The 26,995-nt window shown below is 62.4% G+C and carries 16 protein-coding genes and 1 tRNA gene; 7 read left to right on the forward strand and 10 right to left on the reverse strand.

Features of this window, described 5'->3' with window-relative positions; translation table 11 throughout:
* From VGD45_RS15175 to VGD45_RS15210, 8 genes are all read right to left on the reverse strand, one after another.
* A partial coding sequence (locus VGD45_RS15175; protein WP_331156168.1) for a condensation domain-containing protein occupies positions 1 to 1,494 on the reverse strand: 1,494 nt, incomplete at its 3' end.
* Entirely contained in the window at positions 1,491 to 6,605 is a 5,115-nt protein-coding gene (locus VGD45_RS15180) for an amino acid adenylation domain-containing protein (protein WP_331156169.1), read from the reverse strand. The genes VGD45_RS15175 and VGD45_RS15180, both read right to left, overlap by 4 nt.
* Before the next feature lie 291 nt (positions 6,606 to 6,896).
* Positions 6,897 to 8,885: a S9 family peptidase gene (locus VGD45_RS15185; RefSeq protein WP_331156170.1), complete on the reverse strand. Its 1,989-nt coding sequence runs from the start codon at positions 8,883 to 8,885 to the stop codon at positions 6,897 to 6,899.
* On the reverse strand, positions 8,882 to 10,888 hold the full coding sequence (locus VGD45_RS15190) for a S9 family peptidase (RefSeq protein WP_331156197.1): 2,007 nt from the start codon (positions 10,886 to 10,888) through the stop codon (positions 8,882 to 8,884). Before VGD45_RS15190 ends, VGD45_RS15185 begins: the two co-directional genes overlap by 4 nt.
* Before the next feature lie 5 nt (positions 10,889 to 10,893).
* On the reverse strand, positions 10,894 to 12,198 hold the full coding sequence (locus tag VGD45_RS15195) for an MFS transporter (RefSeq protein WP_331156171.1): 1,305 nt from the start codon (positions 12,196 to 12,198) through the stop codon (positions 10,894 to 10,896).
* A 1-nt stretch (position 12,199) separates the two neighbouring features.
* The gene (locus tag VGD45_RS15200) at positions 12,200 to 13,207 is read right to left on the reverse strand and encodes a membrane dipeptidase (protein WP_331156172.1); all 1,008 of its coding nucleotides are present in this window, start codon (positions 13,205 to 13,207) and stop codon (positions 12,200 to 12,202) included.
* Complete coding sequence (locus VGD45_RS15205; protein ID WP_331156173.1) at positions 13,204 to 14,859, reverse strand: serine hydrolase domain-containing protein; 1,656 nt, start codon at positions 14,857 to 14,859, stop codon at positions 13,204 to 13,206. Before VGD45_RS15205 ends, VGD45_RS15200 begins: the two co-directional genes overlap by 4 nt.
* A gap of 27 nt (positions 14,860 to 14,886) precedes the next feature.
* On the reverse strand, positions 14,887 to 17,133 hold the full coding sequence (locus VGD45_RS15210; protein ID WP_331156174.1) for a TonB-dependent receptor: 2,247 nt from the start codon (positions 17,131 to 17,133) through the stop codon (positions 14,887 to 14,889).
* Positions 17,134 to 17,432: 299 nt separating this feature from the next.
* Between VGD45_RS15210 and VGD45_RS15215 the strand changes: the two genes are divergently transcribed.
* Both VGD45_RS15215 and VGD45_RS15220 read left to right on the forward strand, forming a co-directional pair.
* Complete coding sequence (locus VGD45_RS15215) at positions 17,433 to 18,677, forward strand: FAD-dependent oxidoreductase (protein ID WP_331156175.1); 1,245 nt, start codon at positions 17,433 to 17,435, stop codon at positions 18,675 to 18,677.
* A 23-nt stretch (positions 18,678 to 18,700) separates the two neighbouring features.
* Positions 18,701 to 19,615, forward strand: a complete 915-nt coding sequence (locus VGD45_RS15220) for a delta(1)-pyrroline-2-carboxylate reductase family protein (protein ID WP_331156176.1) — start codon at positions 18,701 to 18,703, stop codon at positions 19,613 to 19,615.
* A 38-nt stretch (positions 19,616 to 19,653) separates the two neighbouring features.
* On the opposite strand, the gene VGD45_RS15225 is transcribed toward VGD45_RS15220, so the two are convergent.
* Positions 19,654 to 19,729, reverse strand: a tRNA-Phe gene (locus tag VGD45_RS15225).
* 384 nt (positions 19,730 to 20,113) lie between these two features.
* On the opposite strand from VGD45_RS15225, the gene egtB reads away from it, so the two are divergent.
* From egtB to VGD45_RS15245, 4 genes are read left to right on the forward strand one after another with little or no spacing between them, the layout of a single operon-like run.
* Positions 20,114 to 21,397, forward strand: coding sequence for an ergothioneine biosynthesis protein EgtB (egtB, locus tag VGD45_RS15230; RefSeq protein WP_331156177.1), 1,284 nt, complete (start codon positions 20,114 to 20,116; stop codon positions 21,395 to 21,397).
* Positions 21,398 to 21,412: 15 nt separating this feature from the next.
* Positions 21,413 to 22,384 (forward strand): L-histidine N(alpha)-methyltransferase, encoded by a 972-nt coding sequence (gene egtD / locus VGD45_RS15235; protein ID WP_331156178.1) that lies wholly within the window; start codon positions 21,413 to 21,415, stop codon positions 22,382 to 22,384.
* A gap of 48 nt (positions 22,385 to 22,432) precedes the next feature.
* Complete coding sequence (gene otsB / locus VGD45_RS15240; protein WP_331156179.1) at positions 22,433 to 23,191, forward strand: trehalose-phosphatase; 759 nt, start codon at positions 22,433 to 22,435, stop codon at positions 23,189 to 23,191.
* Between the two features lie 2 nt (positions 23,192 to 23,193).
* Positions 23,194 to 24,333, forward strand: a complete 1,140-nt coding sequence (locus VGD45_RS15245; RefSeq protein WP_331156180.1) for a carboxylate-amine ligase — start codon at positions 23,194 to 23,196, stop codon at positions 24,331 to 24,333.
* Positions 24,334 to 24,389: 56 nt separating this feature from the next.
* Here VGD45_RS15245 and VGD45_RS15250 read toward each other — a convergent pair whose 3' ends face one another.
* Positions 24,390 to 25,511, reverse strand: a complete 1,122-nt coding sequence (locus VGD45_RS15250) for an acetate/propionate family kinase (RefSeq protein WP_331156181.1) — start codon at positions 25,509 to 25,511, stop codon at positions 24,390 to 24,392.
* A gap of 63 nt (positions 25,512 to 25,574) precedes the next feature.
* On the opposite strand from VGD45_RS15250, the gene VGD45_RS15255 reads away from it, so the two are divergent.
* On the forward strand, positions 25,575 to 26,894 hold the full coding sequence (locus tag VGD45_RS15255) for an amidohydrolase (protein WP_331156182.1): 1,320 nt from the start codon (positions 25,575 to 25,577) through the stop codon (positions 26,892 to 26,894).
* Positions 26,895 to 26,995: the final 101 nt, after the last annotated feature.

The following is a 26,995-nucleotide window of genomic DNA, read 5'->3' on the forward strand; positions in this document are numbered from 1 at the left end:
CCGCCACTGTCTCAGCAGCTGCTCTCGTTCCTGGTCCGGCAACAGCGGCAACTGCTCGATCGCGCAGTCCGGATCGCTCACCGCCCCTTGTAACAACATGCACAGCTGTTCCGAGAGACGACGGATCGTCTGCTCCTCGAATAGATCCGTTGCATACTCGAACAGGCCTTGCAGCTCACCCGCCCCCTCGAAGAAGTTCAAGGTGACGTCGAAGCGAGTCGTCAGATGCTCGGCATCGATGGCTTTCCAGGTGAGTCCCTCGAGCTGCAGATCCTCCTGTGGGAAATTCTGCAAGGCCAAGGTCATCTGGATGAGCGATTGGCGACCCAGATCCCGCTCCGGCCGCAGCTCCTTCACCAGCAGCTCGAACGGCAAATCCTGGTGCGCGTACGCGCCGAGCGTCGTTTCCTTCACCTGTGCCAGCAGACTGCGAAAGCTCGGATTGCCGGAAAGATCCGAGCGCAGCGCCAGCATGTTGACGAAGAAGCCGATCAGCTGCTCGATCAGCGGATGAGTCCTCCCCGCGATCGGCGCTCCGATCACGATGTCCTCCTGACCGGTCCAGCGCGACAACAGCGCCTGATAACCCGCCAGCAATACCATGAACAGCGTGGCGCCTTCGCGACGTGCGAGGTTGCGCAACGCTTCGGTCAGCCCGGCAGGCAATGCGAATGCAAACAACGCTCCGTTGAAACTCTCCACCGCCGGGCGTGGCCGATCGGCAGGCAACTGCAGATAGGGCGGCGCGCCCTGCAACTGCTGCTTCCAGTACCGCAACTGCTCGTCGATGACTTCCTTCTCCAGCCACTTGCGCTGCCAGAGCGCATAGTCGGCGTACTGCACGATCAGCTCCGGCAGAGGCGACTCCTCGCCACGGACGTACGCGTTGTAGATCGCCCCGAGCTCGCGGTTCAACACACCGAGCGACCAGCCGTCCGACACAATGTGATGCAAGACCAGCAGCAGCACGTGCTCCTGCTCGCTCAATCGCAACAGGAAGGCCCGCAGCAACGGACCGCGTTCCAGATCGAACGGTCGATTCACTTCCTCGCGGCCGATATCGCGCACTTTGCGCATCCTCAGACTCTCGTCGATGCCGGACAGGTCGCGAATCTCGAGAGTCACGCCTCCGGGAGGATCGATCGCTTGCACAGCAGTGCCGTGCATTGACACGAAGCGCGTTCGCAGGCTCTCGTGCCGGCGCACGAGCTCGCCGAGACTGCGCTCCAATGCCTGGATCTGCAGTCTGCCGCGCAGGCTTCGCACCATCGAAATGTTGTACGCGCCGCCCACCAGCCCCAGCTGTTCCAAGAACCACAATCGTTCCTGGGCATGTGACATCGGCGACCGCTCGCCGCGCTCCTGCGGCGCCAGCGCGGGAATGCGAGCTCCGCGTGCGCGACCACCGGATTGCCTGCGCAACTGTCTGATCTGCTCCAGGCTCAATTGGACGGACTGCTCCTGCGAATACGCCATCTGCTGATGCTCCTTCATGCCTCTGCGAGCGGCTCCAGCGCCGTCGCCTCCTCCACGATGCGGGCGCCCAGGGTCTGCACGGTCGGCGCTTCGAATAACGAGCGAACCGGCACCTCGAAATCCAGCGCCTCGCTGATGCGCGCCACCACCCTGGTGGCGAGCAAGGAATGTCCGCCAAGATCGAAGAAATTGTCGGAGCGGCCGACGCGCTCGACGCGCAACACCTCCTGCCAGATGCTCGCGATCAATTGCTCGAGCTCGCCCATGGGCGGCTCGAACTGCTGCGTGCCGAACCCGGACAGATCGGGCGCCGGCAATGCGTTTCTATTGACCTTGCCGTTGGCGGTCAGTGGCAGCGCGTCCATGAGCACGAACGCGGCAGGCACCATGTGCTGCGGCAGAATCGTTTTCAATCTGTCGCGCAACTTCTGGACATCCAGCTTGCCTGGCGCGGCAGCGACCATGTATGCGACGAGATGTTTCTCTCCTGCACGCTGCTCGCGAGCTCCGACAACGGCGTCCTTGATCTCAGGCTGCTTCAGCAGCGCTGCCTCGATCTCGCCCAACTCGATGCGGAAGCCACGAATCTTCACTTGATGATCGTTGCGGCCCACGTAGTCGATGCGCCCGTCCGGGCGCCATCGAGCCAGGTCTCCGGTTCGATACATGCGCTGCCCGGATTTTCCGCCGAAGGGATCGGCGACGAACCGCTCCGCGCACAGGGCGGGTTTGTTCAGATAGCCGCGCGCGACGCCCGCACCGCCGATGTAGATCTCGCCGGTCACGCCTATGGGAACGACCTGGCCATGCCTGTCCAGGATGTAAATGCGCGTGTTGGCGATCGGACGTCCTATGTCGGGCAGAGCATTCTCTTCACACACCTCACCGGAGGTCGCGACGACGGTCGCCTCGGTGGGACCATAATTGTTTACGAGTCGGAACGACCTCGGTCGCGGCTGGGATCGCAGTCGGTCGCCCCCGACCAGCAACGTGCGCATGCCTGAGTTATGAACGCCTTCGTTGAAGGCCCACTCCGCCACCGGCGTCGTCAGGAACGTGATATCCAGCGGCTGACGTGCCCACCAGTGGAGCATCGTATCCACATCCCGAGCTACGTCTGGAGACGCCACGACGAGAGTTGCGCCGACACTCAGCGGCGGCCAGATCTCCCACACCGCGGCGTCGAATCCAGCAGCCGCTAAAGCGCAGCTGCGGCTTTCCCGAGTCAGGTTGAAAGCCGAACAGTGCCAGTGAATCAGGTTCACCAGGCTGCGGTGCTCGACCATCACTCCCTTGGGAACGCCGGTCGAGCCCGACGTGTGAATGACATAGGCCAGATGTTCGGGTCTCAGGCCGACGAGGGCGCTATCGAGATCGTCACCCGACTGCAGCGCTATTTCCGGCTGGTCCAGATCCACTACTGCCTGCTCGACCGCGAACGGCAGCTCGCGGACACGCCGCTGAGTCAACACGACCGTCGGCGCGCTGTCTGCAACTGTATTGGCAAGACGTTCCTTTGGATAACTCACGTCCAGTGGCACATAACCCGCGCCTGACTTCAGGACCCCGAGCAGCGCGACGATCATGTCGATGCCGCGATCCAGGAATATCGCCACCCGCTGATCGGGCATGACGCCGCACTTTCTCAGATATCGGGCCAGTTGATTGGCGCGACGATTGAGCTGCGCATAGGTCAGCTCTCTCGCGCCGCAAGTCACTGCCACGGCCCGCGGATCGCGTCTGACCTGCTCTTCGAACAGCTGGTGGGCCAGCCGGTCCGTCGGATACTTTGCGTCACTCGAGTTGAAAGATTGCAACACCTGTAGCCGCTCGTTCTCGGGCAGGATCGATAGTTCGGTGACGGGCATCGCCGCGGCATTCTCCAATGCATCCGCGAGTGAGCTCATGGCCGTGGACAGATAGCCAAGCACGCGGTGCGGATCGATGCTGTTGCTGGCCTGCACGGTCATGACGATCTTGTCGGCTTGATCGTCGACCGTGATCGAGAGCGGATAGTTGGTCCACTCGCGCAACGCCAACACTTGCACGCCGGGCGCGAGGTGCGGCTGTTCGGTCTCGACGTGCATGGAGCTGTGCAGATAGTTCAGCAGCGTACTGAACAGCGGCACGGCGCCGTTGACTCCACTACACCGCTGCGCAACCGCCAATGACGCATGCTCATGCTCCAGCAGAGCCAGAACCTCGCTGTGCGCGTGCTCGACGAACTGCCTCGCGCTCATGCCATGCAGGTGCAAGCGCACAGGCAGCGTGTTCATGAACAGGCCCAGCCCCAATTTACCCTCGGAGCCGCCTCGCAGCCGCCCCTGCAACACGGTTCCGAAAATAGCTTCGTCCCGGCCGCCGGTTCTGCTCACAACGAGCGCCCACGCCGCATGAAACAAGATGGCGGCACTCATGCCCAGCCGGCGCGCCAGCAGGCGTACCCGATCCGCCAATAACGGATCCATGCCCAGTCGGGCCGACTCGATCCGCTCTGCACCGTCTCGCACGTCGAGCAGACCGAAAGGCGCCGAAGGCTCGTCGACATCGCCAAGCTTCTCGCGAAAGAACCGCTCGACCTCGGTCGCGTTCGCATGCGCCCGCGTGTACGCCACGTGATCTCGAAACGGGCCCGGCTCGGCCAGCTCGGTGACTTTGCCGTCGATGAGCGCGCCCAGCTCGACCATCATGGTTTCGAGCGAGTCGTGATCGCAGATCACATGATGCAGCTGAAGTAATGCGTACCAGTTCGCACCCGCGGGGTCCGCTGCCACAGCCACATGCAACAAAGGAGCGCGCCCCAGATCCAGCCGCTGACGACGAGGATCCATGCGCTCGTTCAGTTGCTCCAGTGCGTCGCGGTCCGTTTGCAGCTCGAACGTTTCTACTTGCACCTCGGCGCGCCGGCAAACCACCTGTACCGGATGAGGCAACTGCTCCCACAGGATGAGCGTGCGCAAGGCGTCGTGACGATCGACGACTCTCTGCAAAGCCGAGACGAAGTCATCGAGCTTGCTGCGCGAGGCAAGCGTAAGCAGGATCGGCAGAACATAGATGTCCCCCTCGCTGCTATCGAGCCGATGATGGAACAGGACACCCTCCTGCAGCGCCGTGAGTGGATAAATGTCCTGAACGTTCCTTGCGCCACCTGGCACGCTTTGGGCGATCAGGTCTATGCAACGCTGATCGAGCTCGACCAGGGGCAGCATGTCCGGAGCGATTCTGGCGCAATTCTCCGGAATGCGATTTGGCGGCGCACTGAACTGCTCGCGCGTGCCCGCCGTCAGTGCCTGCGCCATCCCGGCCAGCGTCGAATGTTGAAACACGCAGCTTGCATCGGTCGGCAAATCCGCTCGACGCAGCATCCCGGTCATCTGCACCAGTAGCAGTGAGTGTCCGCCCAGCGCGAAAAAATCGTCGTTGCGCCCCACCAGAGGCACCTTCAGCAGCTCTCGCCACACAACCGCCAGACGATCCTCCACCCACCCCTGGGGCGGCTCATACTCGCGAACCTCGTAGGCGTCGAAATCCGGCGCTGGCAGGCTGCGCCGGTCGAGTTTGCCGTTGGGAGTCAGTGGAAATCGCTCCAGAACGACAATCGCGCTGGGCACCATATAGTCGGGCAACGAGGCTTTGGCGTGACTGCGCAGTTCCGAGACGCGAATGTCTCCTCGTCCTCGCTTGGTGACATAGGCGACCAGCGTTTTTGTCGCTGGGGATTCCTCTCGCGCCACGACGGCCGCTTCTCTCACCTGCGGATGGCGGGCGAGCAGCGCCTCGACCTCGCCGAGCTCCACGCGATGGCCGCGAATCTTCACCTGGTCGTCGTTGCGGCCGAGATATTCCAGACTGCCATCGGCTAGCCGACGCCCGACATCGCCGGTCCGGTACATGCGGCTCCCCGGCGCCTTGGATGGATCCGCTATGAATCTCTGCATCGTAAGCGCGGGCCGATCGAGATATCCTCGCGCGACAGCGATGCCGCCTATGTATATCTCTCCCGTGACTCCGGGCGGCACGGGTCGCAGCGAAGCGTCGAGAACGTGGACGTCGGCGTTGTCGATCGGGTAGCCGATGCTCGGCAACTGCGGCCACTCGTCCAACTCATCCGACAGAGTGAGCGCTGTGACCACGTGTGTTTCCGTCGGACCATAGTGATTGTGAAGGCGGCATCCACGCAGCCGCCGGAACATCTCCCTGATCTCCACGCTGATGCGCAGCTGCTCTCCGGCAGTGATGACATCCGTCAGGGACAACTGCGGAGTGCGCTCCGATTGTACGAACTGCGCCGCCAGGGCTTGCAGCATCAAGGGCGGCATGAACATCCGCTCCACGCGCTCATTCACCAGTAGCTCCAGCAGAGCCTGCGCATCCCTGCGCACCTTCTCGTTCAACAGCACCAGCGTGCCGCCGTCACAGAGCGCACCGAAGATCTCTTGGAACGCGACATCGAAGCTGAGCGCTGCAAACTGCAGCACGCGCTGCCCGCTGGTCAGCGGCAACGTCCGTCGCTGCCATTGGATGAGATTCCACACGGCGCCGTGGGGCATCGCCGTGCCCTTCGGTCTGCCGGTGGACCCCGATGTATATATGACGTACACCAGATCCGCGGTGGACACTCCGACGTGCGACGCTGACGGATTCCCAATTGGCCGTCTGGCGATCTGCCACTGCTCGCGATCCAGCTCCACTACCCGTGCCGCGCATTCCGGAATCAGCGATCGCAGCGCCGACTGTGTGAGCAATACAGCCGGCGATGCATCCTCCAGCATGTGACGCAACCGGTCAGCGGGATAGTTGGGGTCCAACGGAATATACGCAGCACCTGCCTTCATGATTCCCAGCAGGGCGACGACCATGTCGAGCCCGCGCTCGACGCACAGTCCGACCAGAGCCCCCGATCTGACGGCGCCACACAGGTAGTGCGCCAGCTGGTTGGCCCGTGCATTGAGCTGGCCGTAGCTCAGCGACTGGCCGGCGCAACTCACCGCGCAGCGATTCGGCGCGGCGTCCGCTTGTATTTCGAACAGCTCATGAATCAATCTGCTCTCAGCGCTGTTGCTCACCTGCTCATCGTGCCGGCTCGACACGAGTTCCCTGGCTTCGTTGCTCGTCGCATTCCATTGCATGGTTCCACATCCGTGGTTGTTGCCTCGTGGTAGGCTCGGAGCAACCCTGTGTAAGGAACAGGGGTCCTTGGCGCTCCGGCGTATCGCGCTATCTAGCAGCGCAATTTGACGCTGGGCAGCTCGAATCCTCCGGAGCCCGCGGCCGGGGCTTCGGGAATTGCTTGATAGCTATGCGTCTGAGGGCGATCTGAAGCGCTCGGCAACACCGAGTTCCAGTCATGGAAAACTGGAGTATTTAGGAAACGACAGAGCGCCGGAATGGCCTTGTGTAAAATATCGGTGCGCCGATGTTTACAGATGCGCGACGAACCAGCCCGCCAGCCGTGCGGCATAGTCGATGGACGCCGGGAACCCGCGAACTCCGTGACCTTCCTGGGGATAGGTGACCAAGGCCGATCTGACGCCCGCTTCCAACAGGGCGTTGTGAAACTGCAGCGCCTCGGCCGGCGGCGTGCACTTGTCCAGAGCGCCACACACGTTCAGCGTGGGCGTCCCGGCCCGATGTGCGTACATGATCGGGCTGCGTCCATAATATTTTCCTTGCGCGTTGTTATAAGTATCCTCGAGAAAAAGATCGATGAAGCGTGTGTGTGTACACGTCAGACGCTGGCTGACGCGATTGGCCACCATCGCAACCGGCACGGCGGCCTTGAATCGATCGCTGTGAGTGATCAGCCACGCGGTCATGAATCCGCCGTAGCTGATGCCGGTCACACCGAGACGGTTCGCGTCGGCGAAGCCTCGCGCGACGATGTGATCGACTCCGCTCAACAAATCGTGTGTGTCGGCGCCACCCATATCGCCGCGCACGCGGCGTGCGAAATCTTGACCGCGGCCGGAGCTACCACGAGGATTGGGCAGAAACACCGCATAGCCCAGCTGCAACAACATCAAGAACGGCAGCGTTCTGGGACGCCCCAGCCAGGCGGGGCGCCAGTTCGACACTGGACCGCCGTGCACCGCCATTACCGTCGCATGGGGCGCATCGCCACGCGGACGCAATAACCATCCCTGAATTTCCAGCGCATCGGGCGCCTCCCACGTCAGACGGTCCAGGCCCGCTATGCAGCGGGCTTCGTCCGAGTAACCTGAATCGAACGACTTGATCGTGCGGTACTCGCCGTCGCGGATCGCTCCGATTTCCGGCGATCGATCGAATCCCTCGCTCAAGATCACGCAATCGCCCGTGCTCCCCATACCCGCTACACAGATGTAGGACCCCGCGGATGAGATTTGCGAGCTGCGCCAGGTCTCCTCGAACTTACCGGAGCTCGTGTCGTAGATCCCCACGACAGTTTCGAAGCCTCGCAGACCGGCGAGCAACAGCCGTTTGTCAGAACGCCATTGCGTCGTGCTGACGTTGACGCCGTCGGTATCGATTCTCCGGACCGAGCCTGTTGCTCTGTCCACGATGCGCAGCTCACCGAAGACCAGCATCCGATCGCTGCATACCGCTTCGATGAAAGCCAGATGCGCCCCACCAGGCGAGCCGCTCAGACCGCCGAGCTGATCTTCCGGCGTGTATATTTTCTCATGCTGGTTGCCGTCGACGCGGATCGAATACAGACAGGCGGAGTACCATGCGCCCTCGCCGGGATCCGGTGAAGCGCTGACCACGACACTGTCGTTGCCGCACCACGCCGCCTCCCAGATATTCATTCCGTCCCCAGAAACCCGGCGCACGCTGTCGCTGGCCAAATCGTATATCCACACGTGTCGCCACCGGTGCGCCTCGCGACCGGTACTCACGGTGGGCATCCAACTGGGAAGGTCGCGCTCGGCCAATTCGCTGACCACCGCGCCCTTGGTGCTCGCTGTGTCAGCTCCGTACCCCGCGACACCGAGCAATATTCGTCTTCCATCCGGCGACCAGCTCAGATATTCGACCCAGCCTTCCACCGGCATCGTGCGCTTGACCGCACCGCTGGACATTTGGCGCAGATACAACTGAAAGTCCGCAGCTCGATGACGATCCGAGAGAAATGCAAGATCGCGACCGTCGGGTGAGAGCTTGGGAGATCGATCCGTCCTCGGCCCGGACGTCAAGACTCGCATCTGCGCTGAATGCAGATCGATCGAACAGACGCGCGTGAGAGGAGCCTCCGACAAGCTCGACATCATGGAGCCGGTGAATACGACGTGGCCACCGTCCGCTGAAACATGCACCTCGGCGACGTCACTGACGTTGCCAGCGCCGGTGCGATGAATCCGCTCGTAGAGCGTCTGCGCACGCCGATAAAGAGATTGCAGGCGTGCGTCGTCTGCTGCGCTCGATATCATCGTTTGTCATCCTTGACCGCGGCAGGCATGTGCTCTTCGAACCATCCCACTACGCGCGCGGCGTAGTCGATGGCCGCGGGGAACTTCCGAATCCCGTGCCCTTCGCCGGGATAGGTGAGCAGCACCGATGTCACGCCGCTCTCCAGCAGCGCGTTATGAAACTGCAACGCTTCCCAGGGCGGAGTGCAACGATCGAGCGCACCACAGCTATTGAGCGTAGGCGTACGAGCCCGGTGCGCATACATTATGGGGCTGCGCGTGAAGTACTTGCCGCTCGCATTCCGGTAACTATCCGCAAGGAACATTCGCTGGAAGTGAGGAATGTTGGATGTTAGGTGCTCGCTCACGTGGTTCGTGACGGGAGAAGAAGCCACAGCCGCCGCAAAGCGACGATCCTGAGTGACGAGCCACGCAGTCATGTAGCCGCCATAGCTTCCGCCCATGACGCCGAGTCGCGCGGGATCTACCAGACCTAGCGTGGTCAGATGGTCGAGCCCGCTGAGACAATCGTAGGTGTCGGCGCCGCCCATGTCGCCAACGACGAGACGGGCAAAAGCCGCGCCGCGGCCGGCGCTACCTCTGGGATTTGGAAGGAAGATCGCATAACCACGCTTCAGCAACATGAGACTCGGGAGACCTTTGGATCGCCCCAGCCACGCCGGCCGCCAGTGCGAGACCGGGCCGCCGTGGAGATTCATTACCAGCGGATACGGGGGTCGGCCTCTGCTCGGCAAGAGCAGCCATCCATCGATCTCCAGACCATCGGGCGCCGCCCACGTCATCGGCCGCACGGACGCGATGGCCTTCGCATGATCGGCGTAGCCGAGATCGAGAGATTTGATGGTGCGGTAGGCGCCACGCTGTATCACAGCGACTTCCGGTGCACGCGTATAGCTCTCACCGATCAAAGCGCAATCGCCGGCATCGTTGAGCGCTGCCACGCTCACGTAACGACCTGCGCTGGAGATCTCCTGGCTGCACCACAGCTCCGTGGTCGAGCCGTTCCTCGCATCGTACATGCACGTCACAGTCTCGAACCTGCGGTGCCCGGCGACGAGCAACTTATCTTGCGAGGCCCACACCGTACACGTCACATCAACCGAGTGCGTATCGACTGACCTCAACTTGCCTGAAGCGACATCGAGCACCCGAAGATTGCCGGCGACCACGCCACGATCGCTGCAGACGGCCTCGACGAACGCCACCAGCGATCCGTCCGGTGAGCTGGCCGGAAGTCCGATCTGATCGCTGGGTCGATAGATCTCGCGGCTGACGCCGCTGCGCGCGTCCATGATGTGCAAGGTGGCGCTGTACCACAATCCCTCTTCCGGGCCCGGTGACACCACGGCCGCGATCGCGTCGTTGCCGCACCAAACCGCTTCCCAAACGTTCCGCTGCGGATCGCCGACTGGCGCGACAGTGTCGGTCGTCAGGTCGTATATCCAGACGCGACGCCAACGGAAACTCTCCTCGCCTGTCTCGACGCTCGGTTCCCAACCTTGGCGTTCCTGATGCAAACGTTTGCTGCTTGCGGCGCCTTGGCTGCCCGCAACATCCGCTCCATGCCCCGCGACTCCGAGCAGGATGCGTCGCCCGTCGGGCGACCAGTGAGCATATTCGGTCCATCCGTCGACCGGCTTCGCGGGCCGTATCGCTCCGGTCTCGCAGTCGAGCAAATAAAGTTGAAAATCACCCGCCGCGGAACGATCCGACATGAACGCGATATGCCGCGCATCTGGGGAATATCTCGGCTGACGATCGCTGTTCGGCCCTGACGTGAGCACCCGGGTGCGGCCTGTGGCCAGTTCCGTCGTACAGACCCGAGTCGGGGCCGTGCCTTCGAGCCGCTCCATCACAGTTCCGGAAAACACGATGTCCGCGCCACCCGGAACTGCGTCGATATCGGCTGCATCGCCGATCTGGCCGGTCCCGGGGGTCAGCAATGCCCGATACAGAGCCTCGACCTCGAGGTAGTTCGGTGTTTGACGAATATCCCTTTGCATCGCATTCAACGTTGCGCGCTCTCCAGATCACGCACCACAGTTCTGCTCGCTCGCCAGGCATGCCACCCGCACCAGGCATAGCCAGGACACAGCGCCGCCAAGGCATAGCGCAGCGACTCTTCTCCGAACGCGGGCCGCAACAGATCGCTGAGCGCGCCGGTCGCCAATGGGCCAATCCCCATGCCAATGAGATTCGCGAACAAAAATACCAGGGCGATGGACATGGCGCGCATGCGCTCCGGCACGATCGTTTGAATCATCCCGAACAACGGCCCCACCACCAGATTGCCGCCGATCATGGCCAAGCCCATGAGCGCGAATGCCGAGTACAAATTCGGCGCGAAGAAGATGCCTAGGTACACGATGCCGAAACCCGTGTAAGCCAAGGCCATCGACCGCAATTGCAAGCGCTCGTCATGCGCGGCATACCGGGTAGCCAGCGCTCCTCCCAGATACGTGCCCAGCAGGGCGCCGCCGCCGGCGACGACGGCCAGCCACGTGCCAAGCTCGCCGGTCGACAGCCCATAGCTGCGGATGAAGAAGGCCGGCTGCCACTTGCTGATGCCGGTACCGAACAGCGATACCAGCGAGTACGCAAACAGCAGGTGACGAAAAGTCACATTCGCCCACAGCGCCGCGCAAACTTCCCGAAAGCTGGGCTGCACCGTCGCCACGAGCGCCTGCTTACCGTTCACGTTGATGACAGCGGCGGCGCTGAGACTGTTAGGGACCCACCGCTGAATGCGCGGTTCCTTCATCGTCAGCCAAGTCACCGCGGCCAGAGCCAGCCCGGGCAAGCCCAGCATCATGAATGTGGCACGCCAACCATACATCTCGGCGAGCCAGCCGGCGCACATGTAGCCGATGACCAGGCTCAACGGCGTACCTAGCTTGAATATGGCAACGGCTCTCGGGCGCTCAGCGCGGTTGAAATAGTCGGCCATTAGCGAATGCGCCGGTGGAACAAAGCCAGCTTCGCCCACGCCGACGAATACGCGGATCAACAGCAGATGAATGAAGTTTCCGGCCAGGCCGCAGAGTGCGACCGCCACACTCCACGTCGCCGTCGCCAGTGTAATGATCGTGACGCGATTGCCACGGTCGGCCCACCGCGCGATTGGAATGCCCATCACCGAATAGAACAACGCGAACGCGATACCGCTCAACAGTCCCAACTGCGTGTCGCTCAAGGACAGATCGACTTTGATATCCTGCAGCAGCAAGCCCAGCACGAAACGGTCCACATAGTTGGACGCCAGAGTCAGCACCAGCAGGACGAGCAGATAATTCTTGTACGCGACCGGCTTCAAGCTAGCCCCACACTGCTCGCATGATCCTGAGCCAGTTGCCGCCAAGGATTTTCCTCACATCCGCTACCTGGTAACCGAGCTCGATCAGGGCTCGAGTCAGAGCCGGCAAGGTCCGCGGCGTTTCGATGCCAGTCGGATAGTGGTGCGGTGGCGGCGGATACGACGCGCTCCACATGCCGCTGCGAACGGCTTCGTCGTAAGTGACTCGGGCTTGTTCGTCCGATGCGACGCCAGCCTGGCCGGAGTAGTAATCGATCCCCAAGCCGACATGATCGATGCCCACCCGCTGCACGATCGCATCGATGTGAGCGATGAACTGTTGCAGCGACGGCCTGGTGTCTCCGCCGAGCATCCCTGGAAAACCCGCCACTCCCACGACGCCGCCCGATCGCGCGATGGCGTCGATCAACTCATCGGGAACATTGCGCGGACATGAATGCACGTGACTGACATTCGAATGCGACAGGACCACGGGAGCAGTGGAATGCTCGACGGCTTCCAGGGAAGTGCGCACTCCAGTGTGGCTGCAATCGACAATGATGCGCGCTGCGTTCAGGCGCTGGACCAGCTTGATGCCGAAACGGCTGAGCCCGGCATCGGTCCGTTCCTCGCAGCCATCCCCGACCAGGTTCCTGACGTTGTACGTCAGCTGCACCATGCCCACGCCCAAAAATTTATAGAGATCGATCAGATCCAGGTCCTGCTCGATCGAGTCCGTGCCCTGAAAATGCAAATAGATGCCTAGACGGCCGCTACGCTTAGCGAGCTCGACATCGCTGGCCTGCCGGATCCACATCAAGTCGTCACGTTCGCGGAGCAACCGATGCCAGACGGCGATGCGACTCATCGCCGTTCGGGCGTCGACCGTTCCCGCCGCCGTGGGGGCAGCGACCGTTACGCCGCCTTCTTTGTACCAGCCGAGGAATTCCGGCCTGCGCAGCAGCGGACAAACCGCGTCGATGACTATGCTTTGGGCATGGACATCCTGATGGGCTGCGACGGCGCTCATGCAACCACGGCTCTATCGAGTCGCCGGCTTCGCTCGGCGGTGAACACCAGACCCAAGGTCCGATAGCTCGAATAACGGAACGAACCGCCGTCACGGTCGAACACCAATATTCCGCCGGTCGGCGGTGAGACCTGCGTGCGCTTCGCTCGCCAGATACCGTCTGCGATGCACTCGAGCGGGTACACGCAGGTCCCGAAGAGTCCGGTGGTGGTGAGCGTGGGAACGCCGTTGACACTTTCGATGACCGCATCCGTGCGCGTGCCGATCGAGCGATACCGTCCCGCGATCGACGCAACATCGGAATGCTGTGGCGGCCTCTGCCGCACCAGTTCGTCGACGTTGCCGAAGTCACTGAGGCGAATCGCGGACGGTGCTTGCGGATCGCCGACCAACGTCATGGCCTGCTTGGCGTAACGCGACGTGCCGCCCGGCCAGAGAACGCCCTGGGCATCGGGCTCCATCAACGTGTCCTTGCCGTCGATGGAGGCAAATTGTTTGTCGTCCTGGGCAAACATCTGGACCACTCGGCCAGTCTTGGGCGAATAGAAAGTCCCCGTTGCAAAGACCGCCGGTGCGGCGCTGTGGACGGGGTCCAGCCCTCGGATGCACACGTCCATGATCCGATCTGCCATCAGCATGCCGGATTCGTCCCGGTTGACCATCACGACCACGTCGAGGCCCACTGCGGGCACTTTCAGTATCTGTGCATTGGCCCCCATACCTCCGCCGGGGTGATGAATGATGGGAACGCCGCGATACTGGTCCAGAAGTAAGCCGAAGCCGTACCCGCTGGAGCATCCATTGGCGAGTTTGTGAGGCGTTTGCATCAACTTCCAGGTGGCGGCGCTGCCCACGACCGGCGCATCCATATGAATCAGCCAACGCAACATGTCATCGACGGTTGAGACGATGCCACCCTCGCCGGCGAACGCCGTTCCATAGAACGGAGATCTTTCGTAGACGCCAGCCGAGTTCTTTATATGCAGACCCGCGCTGTTGGCGACGAAGCCTGTTTCCGAACGGCGCAACAGGGTCGAGTACATCTGCACCGGCTCGAAGATGCGCTCACGCAGAAAGTCCTCCAGGGACTGCCCGGAGATCCGTTCGATGGCGACGCTCAGCATCAGGAAGCCGCCATTGTTATAAATCCAATTCTTGCCGGCCGGCCGGTTCGCATCGTCGATCTCACGATACATTGCCAGCAGCTCGGCGCTGGAAATGTGACGGCGCGTGCCACTGAATTGCCAGGTGATATCGAACACGTCCCGTAGCCCGCTGACATTGCACATCAGCTGACGCATGGTCACGTGCTGCGCCACACTGTGCAGCTCCGGCAGATACTTGCCGATCGGATCGTCGAGGCCGGCGCGACGCTCCTCGCACAACAGAACGTAAGCAAGTGCGGCGAAGTGCTTGCTGGCGGAGCCGATGCGCATGCGCATGGTGGGCGACAGCACGACCGGCAATTCCATGTTGGCAAGGCCGAATCCCTTGCGGTACACGGGCCTGCCGCGGATCGCGATACCGACAGCAACGCCCGGCAGCTGGCATTGGTCGAACTCCTTGAAAATCGCCTCTACCTTAGCCTCGTCGAACTCGATACCGAACTTGCGTTCCGACACGTCTGGGTCCTTCGGGAAAGTCTTCGTCACGTTGATTACCAGCCCTGGCTTCGAGCGTTAGAACTTGACCGACGCCGTCAAGCCCATGGTCCGTGGCTGCGATATAGACAGCAGCATCGGCCCGGCGAGTGGCGAGGTGAGCCGCGGCATGAGCTGCGCACGCTCGTCGAAAAGGTTACGCACGTAGAACTGTGTGAACACCGAGCCCAGTGTGACGCCGGCGCGCAAATCGATCGTCGTGTACGAAGGCAACTCGTATTGCGGAATGGATGTGCTGGCGTTGTAGCTCGAGGTGCGGTCGTCGACGAACCGCGCGGTTGCGCCAACCAATGGCTGCAGGCTGGTCCACGGCAGCTCCCAATCGATGTTGAGGTTCGCGTTGTAACGAGGCACGGTGGGCAGCCGCTCACCCTTGGCCGCGCGCAGCCGGATGTTTGCCTCGGAAAGCTGCGCATCCTGATAACCGACACCCGTGGTGATCGACAAACCATCGAAGGGCCGTGCCGACAAGGTCAACTCGCCGCCGCGAATATCCGCTCCGCCCGGCACGTTGGTCTTGGCCGCGAAGCCGCTTTGGGTGAACGTGACGATGATGTTGTTCCAGTCGATGTAATACGCTGCTACCTCGGCTGCGAAACGTCGATCCTCGCTCTCCATCTTGAAGCCGATCTCGTAGTTCTTCAGCGTGTCGGGCTCGAACGTCGGTCGGTCGGTGGCGACGGAGACGACGTTGGGACCGCCGGGCCGATAACCTGTTGCATAACGGATGTACGCGGTCGCGTGGTCGCTGACGCGATACCGAACATTGCCCAGATAGGTGAACACCTCGTCGCTTGCGTAAAAGCGCGGGGAGGTGCGCCCGAGTGTGCCCGTGCCGATCTGCTCGAACCGGTTGCGATTCTTCGCATAGCGCACGCCGGCGGTGACGTCCAACTTGGAAGTCAGATACCAGGTGATATCGCCGAACACAGCAGACTCTTCATAAATCGTCGGCGTCGAGAACGTGAACACGTTGTTGGGCAGCGGCTGCCCGGCCGCGTTGAGCATCATCAGATCTTGCGTGAACTCGGATTCCTCGTTGGTATAGAACCCGCCGATCAGCCATTCGAAAGAAGTCGACGACGCCGAAGCGACTCGCACTTCCTGAGTGAACTTGTCCGTGGAGCTGTGATCGTCGATGCCCGTGGCCACGGCCGTCGGAGCACCGCTCGCGCGCGCCGCGGAGGCAAAGCTGATGGTGTTGTCGAGCCAGAAGTCGGTCTCGCTCGTCTGATAGCTCGAGACCGAGGTGACCGTGACCGGGCCGGCGTCATAGGTCACCGTGCCGCTCAGCAGACGGAAGCTCTGGTCGAACGGCTCCTCGAACACCCGCCTCTGAGTGAGACTGCCATCGACGGGTTCGCCGTTCAGACGATAGTCGGCGAACGGCGCGCCGTCGCGATCGATATCCTGTGCGAAGCCGCTGATCCGGATGTTCACCGCGTCGGTCGGCATCAACAACAGATCGGCGCGGCCGCCATAGACGTTGGATTTGTTCACGTCTTCTTCGTTGCGAAGAATGTTGTCGACGTAGCCGGCTTCGTGCGAATAGAAACTGCTGACGCGCAGTGCCGCCTTGTCGGCGGCGAGCGGCGCGTTGACCGCGACCGCGCCGTTGTAACCCACGCCGCCGTCGTGCGTGCTCGACACACCAGTCTGCACATCCATGCCGAAGCGAGAGGTGTCCGGCTGCCGGGTGACGTACTTGATCACGCCGCCCATGGAGCTTGCGCCGTACAGGGTTCCTTGCGGACCGCGCAAGACTTCCACGCGATCCAGATCGAACAGCCCGACATCCAGCGTGACCTGCCCGCCTCGTGCGTACGACGTGCTCGAACCGTACGGCACTTCGTCGACATAGATGCCGACCGTTGCGCCCGCGTCCTGACCTACGGTCACGCCGCGCATTGAGATCTGCGTGTATCCAGGTCCCGATGTTTGAAAGCTCAGACCCGGCACCGTATCGGCGAAATCGCGGAATTGGGTGGCGCCGATCTTGGCCAGATTGTCGGAAGATAACGCCGTCACGGACAGCGGCGTATCGATGAGCCGCTCGCTACGCTTTTGCGCGGTGACGATGACTTCTTCCACCGGCTTCGAGCCGTCCTCTTCAGCAATGCCTGGGCGCTGGTGCGCGCGCGCCGGCGTTGTCTGGCGCGTCGCCTCGGCCGCGGCCAGCGCGACCCCGCTCAGCAGTTGGGCGTAGGCGGCGACACTGAACAGAGCAAGCACTCGGCAGGCGAGCATATTGTAAGTAGTCCTCATGTTGGGCTCCCCACTGCGCCTGTATTCGGGCAGTTGATATTTACGTCGTCCTAGTTAGATGACTGCCTGTCGCGCGCTTCACATCCCCTTGCCCCGAAAACTCGGTTTGGAAATTTTGTCTGCGGCGAGCACGAGGCTGCGTTCGCGAGGTCAGTAATGACGCGTTCACGCACGGGGCTGAACGACGGCGCACCGCCGGTCTATGGTAGGTCGGCGTCTGAGACTGCGTATCGCGTGCAGCGCGAATGACATAAGCCGCAGAGATTTTCAGTTCCCATCGAGAGAATTCTGAACGTTTCATGCCTCCTGAATGTGCCGACATCGTGATCATCGGCGCCGGCGCTATCGGCCTGTGCACGGCGCTACGGCTGCGCGCGGAAGGACGAGAGGTTCTGCTCGTCGATCGTGACGAAGCCGGATCTGGCGCCTCGCGCGGCAATGCCGGTGTGCTGGCGAACTATGAATGCGTGCCGCTGGGCACTCCAAGTGTGCTGAAGGCGCTGCCCAGGTTGTTGTTCGACGCCAAGAGTCCGTTATCGATCTCGGTGACCGCGCTTCCGCAACTGGCCCCATGGCTGCTGCGATTTGCTCGCGAGAGCCTTGGGGGCCGCGCACACCAGCATGCCGTGACCTTGGCGGCCCTGCTCGGAAACAGTCTCTCCGCCTATGCACCGCTCATCGATTTGGCGAACGCTCACTCGCTGCTTCGTCGCGACGGCGCCTTACATCTGTTTCGTCGCCAGCGCGACGTCGAAGACGCCGCATGGCACCGGGAGCTGCGCCACGAATTGGGGATTCGACAAGAGCTTCTCGACAGAGGCGAGCTCGAGTCGCTGGAGCCCGCGCTGCCCGCCGAATACACCAGGGGAATATTGTTTCCCGAGGCGGCCCACCTCACCGATCCGTTCGAGCTGATGCAGAGGCTGAAGCATGCTTTCGTTGCGAAAGGGGGCAGGATGGTCCGCGCCGAGATCACCACTCTGCGCCATGACAAGAATATGATCGCAGTGAGCGGTGAGGATTTTCGAGTTCGCGCCCGGACCGCCGTCGTCTCTTCGGGCGCGTGGTCCGCGTCTTTGTGCCGGCAGCTCGGCGATCGCATTCCACTCGAAACAGAACGCGGTTATCACGTCGAGTTCCCGATGAGCAAACCGTTGCTGACGCGTCCGGTGTGTCCCGTCGACCTCGGGTTCTATCTCACTCCCATGGCCGGTCGTCTGCGAGCCGCCGGTACGGTAGAATTGTCGCGGATTCACCGGGCGGCGAACCCGCGCCGCCTGAGACTGATCGAACAATCGACCCGTCGCCTGTTCGCTGGCTTGCCGGAGGCACGATCGCACTGGCTGGGATTTCGGCCATCGCTGCCTGACTCACTGCCGGTGATCGGACGCTCGCCGCGCGCTCGCAATGTCATCTACGCATTTGGGCACGGTCATCTCGGCGTGACGCTCGCGGCCGAGACCGCGCGCGTCGTGTCGGATCTCATCGTCGATGATCGCCACCAGGGCGAGCTGGCGGCATTGTCGCCCGCCCGGTTCCGCTGATCCTGTATGGAAGCGAGACTTTCATGAGACTGGATGCCGCAGAAACCGCACGCAAACTACCGTACTCCGAGCTCGTCGCCGAGATCGCGAGGGTAGCGCGTCAATCCGCATCAGGCGCCGTGAGCGCGCCGGAGCGACTCGTGGTGCCACTTGGCAATAACGCTTCGCTTCTTTGCATGCCCGCCGTGGCTCCTGACATCGGCATCACCAAAATCATCACGGTACATCAACAGAACGCCAGGGCTGGGTTGCCGGGAATACAAGGCGAAGTAATCGTGTTCGACGTGGCCACAGGCCGCCGACTCATGATGCTCGACGGTCCCACAGTGACGGCCCGACGAACCGCCGCGGTCACGCTGCTCGCAATCGAGCGACTCGCAGCCCGGCCACCGCGGAATGCTCTGCTCATCGGCACCGGGGTTCAGGCCGAGGCTCATCTCGAGGCGCTGTTTGAATATTTCCAGATTCGCTCGTTCTGTGTGGCAGGTCGAGAACTGATGTCCGCCGTCCGCTTTTGCGAGAAGCTGCGCGCCACTCATCCCGACGTTGAGACAACTCCCGTCGCGGTCTCGAGCCTCGACCCGACGGGCGTGGGCTCAGATGTCGTTATTGCGCTCACGACGTCGCGAACTCCCGTGATCCCGCCGCACCTGCCTGCCTGCACGCTGGCAATCGGCGTCGGAGCATTTCGACCTGAGATGGCAGAGCTGCCAGAGGAACTGCTGAGAACGCGACGCATCGTGGTCGATCATCTGAAAGGCGCTGAACACGAGGCAGGCGATCTGCTGCAGGCGGGCGTTGATTGGAGCCAGGTCACTGAACTGTCGCAGCTGCTGGAGCGTGAGGTCGCTCCGCAGTCAGGCTCGTATGCGTTCAAATCTGTGGGTCACGCAAGTTGGGACCTCGCGGCGGCGAGAGTCGCGTTACGTCACCTGTAGAGCAGGTCGGCGTACGAGCTGTAAGTGCTTGGAAGAAATGGTGGCCAGGGACGGAATCGAACCATCGACACGCGGATTTTCAGTCCGCTGCTCTACCAACTGAGCTACCTGGCCAGGCAGGGGTGGCCCGGACGAGGTCGGGGCCTTTAGAAGTGCGCCGGCGGGATGCACCGGAGCGGGCGCGTATTAGAGCGGGGCGTCGGCAAGGCGTCAAGAAAAACCGGTGCTTAAGGGAAAGGGGGTCGCGAGAGCGGCCCCTGTATCCCAACCGGGGCCGAACAACCCGGCGCCGCGACGGCCACAAAATCGCACGAAAATGCCGGCGCGCCCTGTCAGGTTTGCGGTCTTATACTCCCGGGTCCTTGCCTGACGCGCGGCTAACCCCACGGTTTGCTTGGGTTTGCAACTTTTCGGTGCGGCCGGGCGTTACCTGGGGCGACTCCTTGGGACAAGGATGGCGCGCGACCTTAGGCCACAGCTATCAAGGAGTCCGTTCTCATGGCAGCGGTATACCCGGCAGCCACTCCCGTCAACGATCGATCGCCCGAGCCCCTGGCCTGTCGCTACACCCGCATCCGCGAGGCGTCGCTGGCGATTTGCAGTCCGCTCGAGGTCGAGGACTACGTGGTCCAGAGCATGCCGGACGCAAGCCCGGCCAAGTGGCACCTGGCGCACACCAGTTGGTTCTTCGAGCAGTTCCTGTTGCGGCCTCTGTTGCCCGGCTATCAGCCGTTCCAGGCCGGCTTCGAGTACCTGTTCAACTCGTATTACCAGAGCGTCGGCCCCATGCATCAGCGGCCCGAGCGCGGCTTGCTGACCCGGCCGACGGTCCAGGAAGTGTTCGCGTACCGCCGGCATGTCGACGAGCACATGCTGAAGCTGCTCGACGCGCGCAGCGACGATGACGAGCAACTCGCCCCGCTGGTGAAACTGGGCATGAACCACGAGCAGCAGCATCAGGAGTTGATGTTCACCGACATCAAGCACCTGCTCTCCCGCAACCCGCTGCTGCCCGCCTACACCCGCAAGCCGCAGCCGGCGACGGAGGTGCGCACCTCCGGGCCCATGCAGTTCCTGACGTTCGAAGGCGGCGTGCGGGAGATCGGCGCGACCGGCAAGCACTTTTGTTTTGACAACGAGACCCCACGTCATCGCACTCTGGTGGAACCGTACGCGCTCGGCGACCGCCTGGTGACGAATGGCGAGTTTCTCGAATTCGTCCGCGACGGCGGCTATCGCCGCGCCGAGTTCTGGCTGTCGGACGGTTGGAGCACGGTGAATCAGGAAGGCTGGGCGCGGCCGTTCTACTGGACGCCCACGCTGGACGCGGAGTTCACCCTGCGAGGGCTGCAATCTTTGGACAAAGACGCGCCGGTCTGTCACTTGAGTTACTACGAAGCGGACGCGTTCGCGCGCTGGGCGCATGCACGCCTGCCGACCGAAGCGGAGTGGGAGCTGGCGGCCGAATCGCTGCCAGTGCGCGGCAATCTGCTGAAGAGCGAGATGCTCAGGCCGTTGCCCGCCGGCGACACGCACGGATTGAAACAAATGTTTGGTGACGTCTGGGAATGGACAGCGTCGCCCTACGCCGCCTATCCGGGCTATCGCCCCGTATCAGGTGCGCTGGGCGAGTACAACGGCAAGTTCATGTGCAATCAGCTGGTCCTGCGCGGCGGCTCATGCGTCACGCCGGCGGATCACGTGCGCGCCACGTACCGCAATTTCTTTTATCCCCAGGCGCGTTGGCAGTTCATGGGCGTGCGCCTGGCGCGTGACCTGTAATTTGAAGGAAGAACGATGGCAAAGCATCCGAGTACGGCTCCCGCCAAATCCACTGAAGACACGCTGACCAACGATGTGCTGGAAGGTCTGAAGAAAGAGCCCAAGGAACTGTCGCCGGTCTGGTTCTACGACGAGCTCGGCTCGTTCCTGTTCGACAACATCTGCGAGCTGCCGGAGTACTACATCACGCGCACCGAGCTGCAGATCATGCACGGTCACGCGGTCGAGATGGCGCATCACATCGGGCCGGAGGCGGCGGTGATCGAATTCGGCAGCGGCACCAGCCTCAAGACACGGTTGCTGCTGGATCGCCTGGAGAGTCCGCTCGCGTACGTGCCGGTAGATATTTCGCGCGAACACTTGTTTACGGCGGCCGGCGCGCTCGCGAAGGACTATCCGAATCTGCACATCGTGCCGGTGTGCGCGGACTTCACTCAGAGTTTCGAGCTGCCGCAATTCATCCGAGCGGCACAGCGTCGCATCGTTTATTTCCCGGGCTCGACGCTGGGTAATTTCGCTCGTCCGCAAGCACGCGAACTGCTGGCTCGCATGCGCGAGCTCGTCGGCGCCAACGGCGCGATCCTGATCGGCATCGACCTGCGTAAGGATCCGAGCATCCTGGAGCGGGCTTATGACGATTCAGCGGGCGTCACCGCCGAGTTCAATCTCAACGCGCTCCGGCACGTGAATCGCGAGTTGGGCGCGGACTTCGATCTCGACGCCTTCGATCATCTGGCGGTCTGGGTCGAGGACCAGAGCCGCATCGAAATGCACCTGGTCAGCAAGCGCGATCAAGTGGTGCATCTGGGCGGCGAGAAGGTGCGCTTCGGGCAGGGCGAGCATCTGCGCACCGAGTATTGCCACAAGTACACGCTGGAAAGCTTCAGCGAGCTGGCCGCGACCGCCGGCCTGGCCGTGAAGCGCGTGTGGATGGATCCGAACAAGCAGTTCAGCGTGCAGTTGCTGGAGCCCGCCCGCCTGCAGTGAAACTTGCGACGAGTTGAGCCGAAAGGCAAAGCCACGTAAGGTCCACTCATGCCGGATTCCGCCCTTCACAGCAGGGACGGGTGGGCGCTATTCCTGGATGTCGACGGCACGCTGCTGGAACTTGCCGAGACGCCGCAGGGAGTGCACGTGTCCCCCGCCCTCAAGCAATTACTCGAAGATGTCCGCTGGCGCCTCGATGGGGCGCTGGCGCTCGTCAGTGGCCGTAGCCTGGCCAATCTCGATCAGCTGTTCTCGCCGCTGCAGTTCATAGCGTCGGGCGTTCACGGCTGCGAGCGTCGCACCGCCGATGGCCACGTGCTGCGGCCCGAAGTGGATGCGGCGACCATCTCGCGTGTGCGTAATCAGCTGGCCGAGTTCGTTCGCGGGCACGAGGGCCTGCTGCTGGAAGACAAGCACTATGCGGTCGCCATGCACTTCCGACGCGCACCGGAAATGAAGGACGAGGTCTATCGCGTCATGAACGACGTGCTGAGACAGCTCGGCCCCACCTTCGCCCTGCAAGCCGGCAAGAGCGTGCTCGAGCTGCGGCCTGGCGCGTGGACCAAGGGCAGCTCGATCGAGTCGTTCATGGTGGAACCGCCCTTCATCGGGCGCAAGCCGGTGTTCATCGGCGACGACGTGACCGACGAAGACGCGTTCGCCGTCGTGAATGACATGGGCGGCGTGTCGATTCGGGTCGGGCAGGCGGTCGCCACTCGCGCGAAGCATCGACTCGGCGGCGTCAGCGAAGTGCTACGGTGGCTGCAGACCGTGCCGCCCGTGGTCCCGCCCTTACCTGCGCAGTAGCCATGGCTTCGTTCGAACATTCGTTCGGCATCGAAGAAGAATTCTTTCTGATCGATGCCACTACCGGAGCGCTCGGCTCGCCGGCGCTGGATCGGCTCCTGCAGGACGCCCGCGGCAAGCTGGGCGACGTTGTCACTACGGAGCTGCTGCAATCGCAGATCGAGATCGCGTCACCCATTCTGCGCAGCCATGACGAAGCGCGCGAGATCATGTCCCGCACGCGTCGTTCTTTGAGCGAGGTGGTCGCTGGGCATGGCTTGCAGCTTGTCGCCGCGAGCACGCACCCACTGGGTGTCTGGCAGGAGCAGCTCATCACGGAGAAGCGGCGATATGACCGATTGATCGCGGACTTTCGCATCGTCACTCAGCGCAATCTGGTGTGCGGGCTGCACATTCACGTCGCCGTTCCGGAAACCATCGATCGCATTGACGTCATGAACCGCGCGATGCACTGGCTGCCCGTGTTTCTTGCGCTGAGCACGTCGTCGCCGTTCTGGAATCACCGCGTCACCGGACTGCTGAGTTATCGCCAGGCGCTCTATGACGAGTGGCCACGCAGCGGTATTCCGGATTTCTTTCACGATGAGGCGGACTATCAGGCTTTCGTGGATCGGATGCAGGCGGCCGGCGCGATTGGAGATTCCAGTCAGCTGTGGTGGGCGATTCGTCCGGCGCTGCGCTTTCCGACACTGGAAATGCGCATCGCCGATATGTGCACGCGGCTCGAGGATGCGCTTGCAATCGCGGCGTTGTATCGCTGTTTGGTGGCGAAGTTAGTGGCCAATCCAGAGATGGGCAAGGCGCGCAGCACTCATACGCGCCGGCTCATCGACGAGAACCGCTGGCGGGCGAAGCGCGATGGCGTCAAGGCCGAGTTCATTTTGGAAACAACGAACGAAGTCGTGCCGGTCGCGAAGGTGGTGCGCGATTTGATGAACACTTGCGCCGAGCAGATCGATCGGTTCGATTGCGCCGAAGCGCTGGCGCCTATCGATAAGATCCTGAGCGAGGGCACGAGCGCGCATCAGCAGCTGAAGATTTATAACGACAGCCGCGCCGCCGGCGAAGAGAGCTTGCAGGCGCTGCTCAGAGTGATCGATTGGCTGAAGGCGACGACGCTGGGCGAAGCTGCCACATCGTAACGAGTCAGCAGCTCGTAAAAGCCGTCGTCAACGCGAGCGCCGTGTTAGGAAATTGATTATTTGCCGAGCGCGCTCGCAGCGGCGCGCGCCATTGCCAATTCTTCGTCGGCGCGCACGGCGAGTAGGTGAACTCGCGAGCTGGGTGCGCCGAGATTCGCTATCGGATGTTCGGTGCTGAGCTTCGCACTATCGTTGCGTGTCGGATCGAGCACGGCGCAGATGAATTCGAGTCGCTCCAGACAACGCCGGCGTATCAGCGCGCTATGCTCGCCGACGCCGGCCGTGAATGCGATTACGTCGACGCCGCCCATCGCGACGGCGTACGCGCCGATGTATTTCCGGACGCGATGGACATACATGTCGATGGCGAGCACGCAATCCTGATCGCCCGCGTTCGCGCGCTGCTCGATCTCGCGCATGTCGTTCGTTCCCGTCAGGCCCTTCAAACCCGAACGCTTGTTAAGAAGATCGTCCAGCTCATCAGCGTCGAGATCATCGGAGCGCTGGAGCTGCAGGAGCACGCCCGGATCGACGTCGCCGGCGCGCGTGCCCATCACCAAGCCTTCGAGCGGCGTCATGCCCATGCTGGTGTCGACGCTGCGGCCCTGCTCTATCGCCGTCACGCTCGCGCCATTGCCGAGATGGCACGAGATGATGCGAAGCTTCTGCGGGTCGATCTCCAGATGCGCCGCGACACTGCGAGCGACGTGGCTGTGATTGATGCCATGAAAGCCGAAGCGCCGGATTCCATAACGCCGCCGCACGTCGGCTGGCAGTGCGTACTCGCGCGCATGATCCGGAAGCGTCGAATGAAAGGCGGTATCGAACACCGCGAAGTGAGGAAGACCCGGCAGCGCCGCCCGTGCATGCTGAATGGCCGCCAGCGCGGGTGGATTGTGCAGAGGAGCCAGGTGACTCAGCTGCTCGATCTCGGCGAGCACGGCATCGTCCAGGCGCACCGGCTCGACGAACTTCTCGCCACCGTGAACGATGCGATGCGCGACGGCTTCTATCGCACCCTGATCCGCTCGGTAGGGCGCGAGCAAAAGATCGACCGCGGAATCTAGATCCGACCCGACATTCTCGGCGTGCACTTCTTGCAGGCGCCGGCCGCTCGACGTATCGAGCAGGGCGCTTTTGACCGAAGAGCTGCCACAATTGAGGGCAAGGACGCGCATGCCGGAAAAATACCACCCTCCTGGCCGGGCTTGTACACTGCTCCGAGCTCAACGGAGGTCCGCATGCATCGTTCCGACCGCAATAAAAAAATCCGATCCATTCTCGCCGGCGGCGCGCTGGCGCTCTCGATGCCCGTGCTGGCCGATGCCGACGTGGCGTCGGTGGACGCCGCGGCCAAGGCGGTCGAGCCGCATGTGATCGAATGGCGCCGCCACCTCCACGCCAATCCCGAGCTCAGCAATCGCGAAACCAAAACGGCGGAGTTCATCGCGAAACGATTGAAAGCGATGGGCCTGGAAGTGAAGACCGGCATCGGTATCACCGGCGTCGCTGCACTACTGAAGGGCGGCAAGCCCGGCCGCACCCTCGCGCTGCGCGCCGACATGGACGCGCTGCCGGTCACCGAGCAGACCGATGTGCCGTTCAAGTCCAAGGTCACCACCGAGTTCCGGGGCGAGAAAGTCGGCGTCATGCACGCGTGCGGCCATGACGCGCACGTCGCGATTCTGCTGGGCGTGGCCGAGGCGCTGGTGAAGATGAAGGACTCGTTGGCCGGCCAGGTGCTGTTCGTGTTCCAACCAGCCGAGGAAGGCCCGCCGGACGGCGAGCGCGGCGGCGCACTGCTGATGATGGAACAAGGCCTGTTCAATATCGCCAAGCCGGACGCGATGATCGGCCTGCACGTCATGGCCTCGTTGAACAGCGGCGTCATCGGTTACAAACCCGGTCCGCTGATGGCCGGCTCCGACGCGTTCTCGATCGTCGTCACCGGCTCGCAAACTCACGGCTCGCGGCCGTGGGCGGGCATCGATCCCATCACGGTGTCGGGCCAGATCATCACTGGACTGCAGACCATCGTCTCGCGTCAGATCGATATCACTCAGGTGCCAGCGGTGATCACCGTGGGCGCGATCAAAGGCGGCATCCGTTTCAACATCATTCCAGACTCGGTGGAAATGATCGGCACCATCCGCACGTTCGATCGCGGCATGCGAGAGGACATCGTCAAACGCATGCAGACCACCGCCAGCAACATCGCCGAAGCGAGCGGCGCGAAAGCCGAATTGAAGATGCGACCGGAAGTGTCGTTGCCGCCGGTCATCAACGATGCCGATCTCACCAATCGCGCTCTGCCGTTGTTCGAGCAGCTGGTGGGTAAAGAGAAGGTGAAATTGATCGGGCTGCAAACGGTGGCGGACGATTTCTCGTTTTTCGGCACGCAGATGCCGTCGCTGTATTTCTGGGTGGGCATCACGCCGCCCGACAAAGACCCGTCCGCCGTGCCTTTCAACCACTCGCCGCTGTTCTATCTGGACGAGTCAGGAATGCTGACCGGCATTCGCGCCATGCTGTCTCTCACGACGGATTTCCTGGCGAAGTAACCGGACTCTCCGTTTTGGCCTGAAGACCCACCCCCTACCCCCTCCCGTGCACGGGAGGGGAACTTCAAATTTTATTTTTTTCGCCTGCGGCGAGCTTCAGA

Source organism: Steroidobacter sp. (genome assembly GCF_036402275.1).
In the GTDB taxonomy this organism is placed as follows: Bacteria; Pseudomonadota; Gammaproteobacteria; order Steroidobacterales; family Steroidobacteraceae; genus Steroidobacter.

Bases quoted from the DNA above. Each gene is read 5' to 3' on its own strand.
- egtB (WP_331156177.1), top strand. From the start codon at position 20,114: ATGGCAGCGGTATACCCGGCAGCCACTCCCGTCAACGATCGATCGCCC.
- VGD45_RS15185 (WP_331156170.1), bottom strand. From the start codon at position 8,885: ATGATATCGAGCGCAGCAGACGACGCACGCCTGCAATCTCTTTATCGG.
- VGD45_RS15255 (WP_331156182.1), top strand. From the start codon at position 25,575: ATGCATCGTTCCGACCGCAATAAAAAAATCCGATCCATTCTCGCCGGC.
- VGD45_RS15180 (WP_331156169.1), bottom strand. From the start codon at position 6,605: ATGCAATGGAATGCGACGAGCAACGAAGCCAGGGAACTCGTGTCGAGC.
- VGD45_RS15210 (WP_331156174.1), bottom strand. From the start codon at position 17,133: ATGAGGACTACTTACAATATGCTCGCCTGCCGAGTGCTTGCTCTGTTC.
- otsB (WP_331156179.1), top strand. From the start codon at position 22,433: ATGCCGGATTCCGCCCTTCACAGCAGGGACGGGTGGGCGCTATTCCTG.
- VGD45_RS15250 (WP_331156181.1), bottom strand. From the start codon at position 25,511: ATGCGCGTCCTTGCCCTCAATTGTGGCAGCTCTTCGGTCAAAAGCGCC.
- egtD (WP_331156178.1), top strand. From the start codon at position 21,413: ATGGCAAAGCATCCGAGTACGGCTCCCGCCAAATCCACTGAAGACACG.
- VGD45_RS15200 (WP_331156172.1), bottom strand. From the start codon at position 13,207: ATGAGCGCCGTCGCAGCCCATCAGGATGTCCATGCCCAAAGCATAGTC.
- VGD45_RS15220 (WP_331156176.1), top strand. From the start codon at position 18,701: ATGAGACTGGATGCCGCAGAAACCGCACGCAAACTACCGTACTCCGAG.
- VGD45_RS15215 (WP_331156175.1), top strand. From the start codon at position 17,433: ATGCCTCCTGAATGTGCCGACATCGTGATCATCGGCGCCGGCGCTATC.
- VGD45_RS15190 (WP_331156197.1), bottom strand. From the start codon at position 10,888: ATGCAAAGGGATATTCGTCAAACACCGAACTACCTCGAGGTCGAGGCT.
- VGD45_RS15245 (WP_331156180.1), top strand. From the start codon at position 23,194: ATGGCTTCGTTCGAACATTCGTTCGGCATCGAAGAAGAATTCTTTCTG.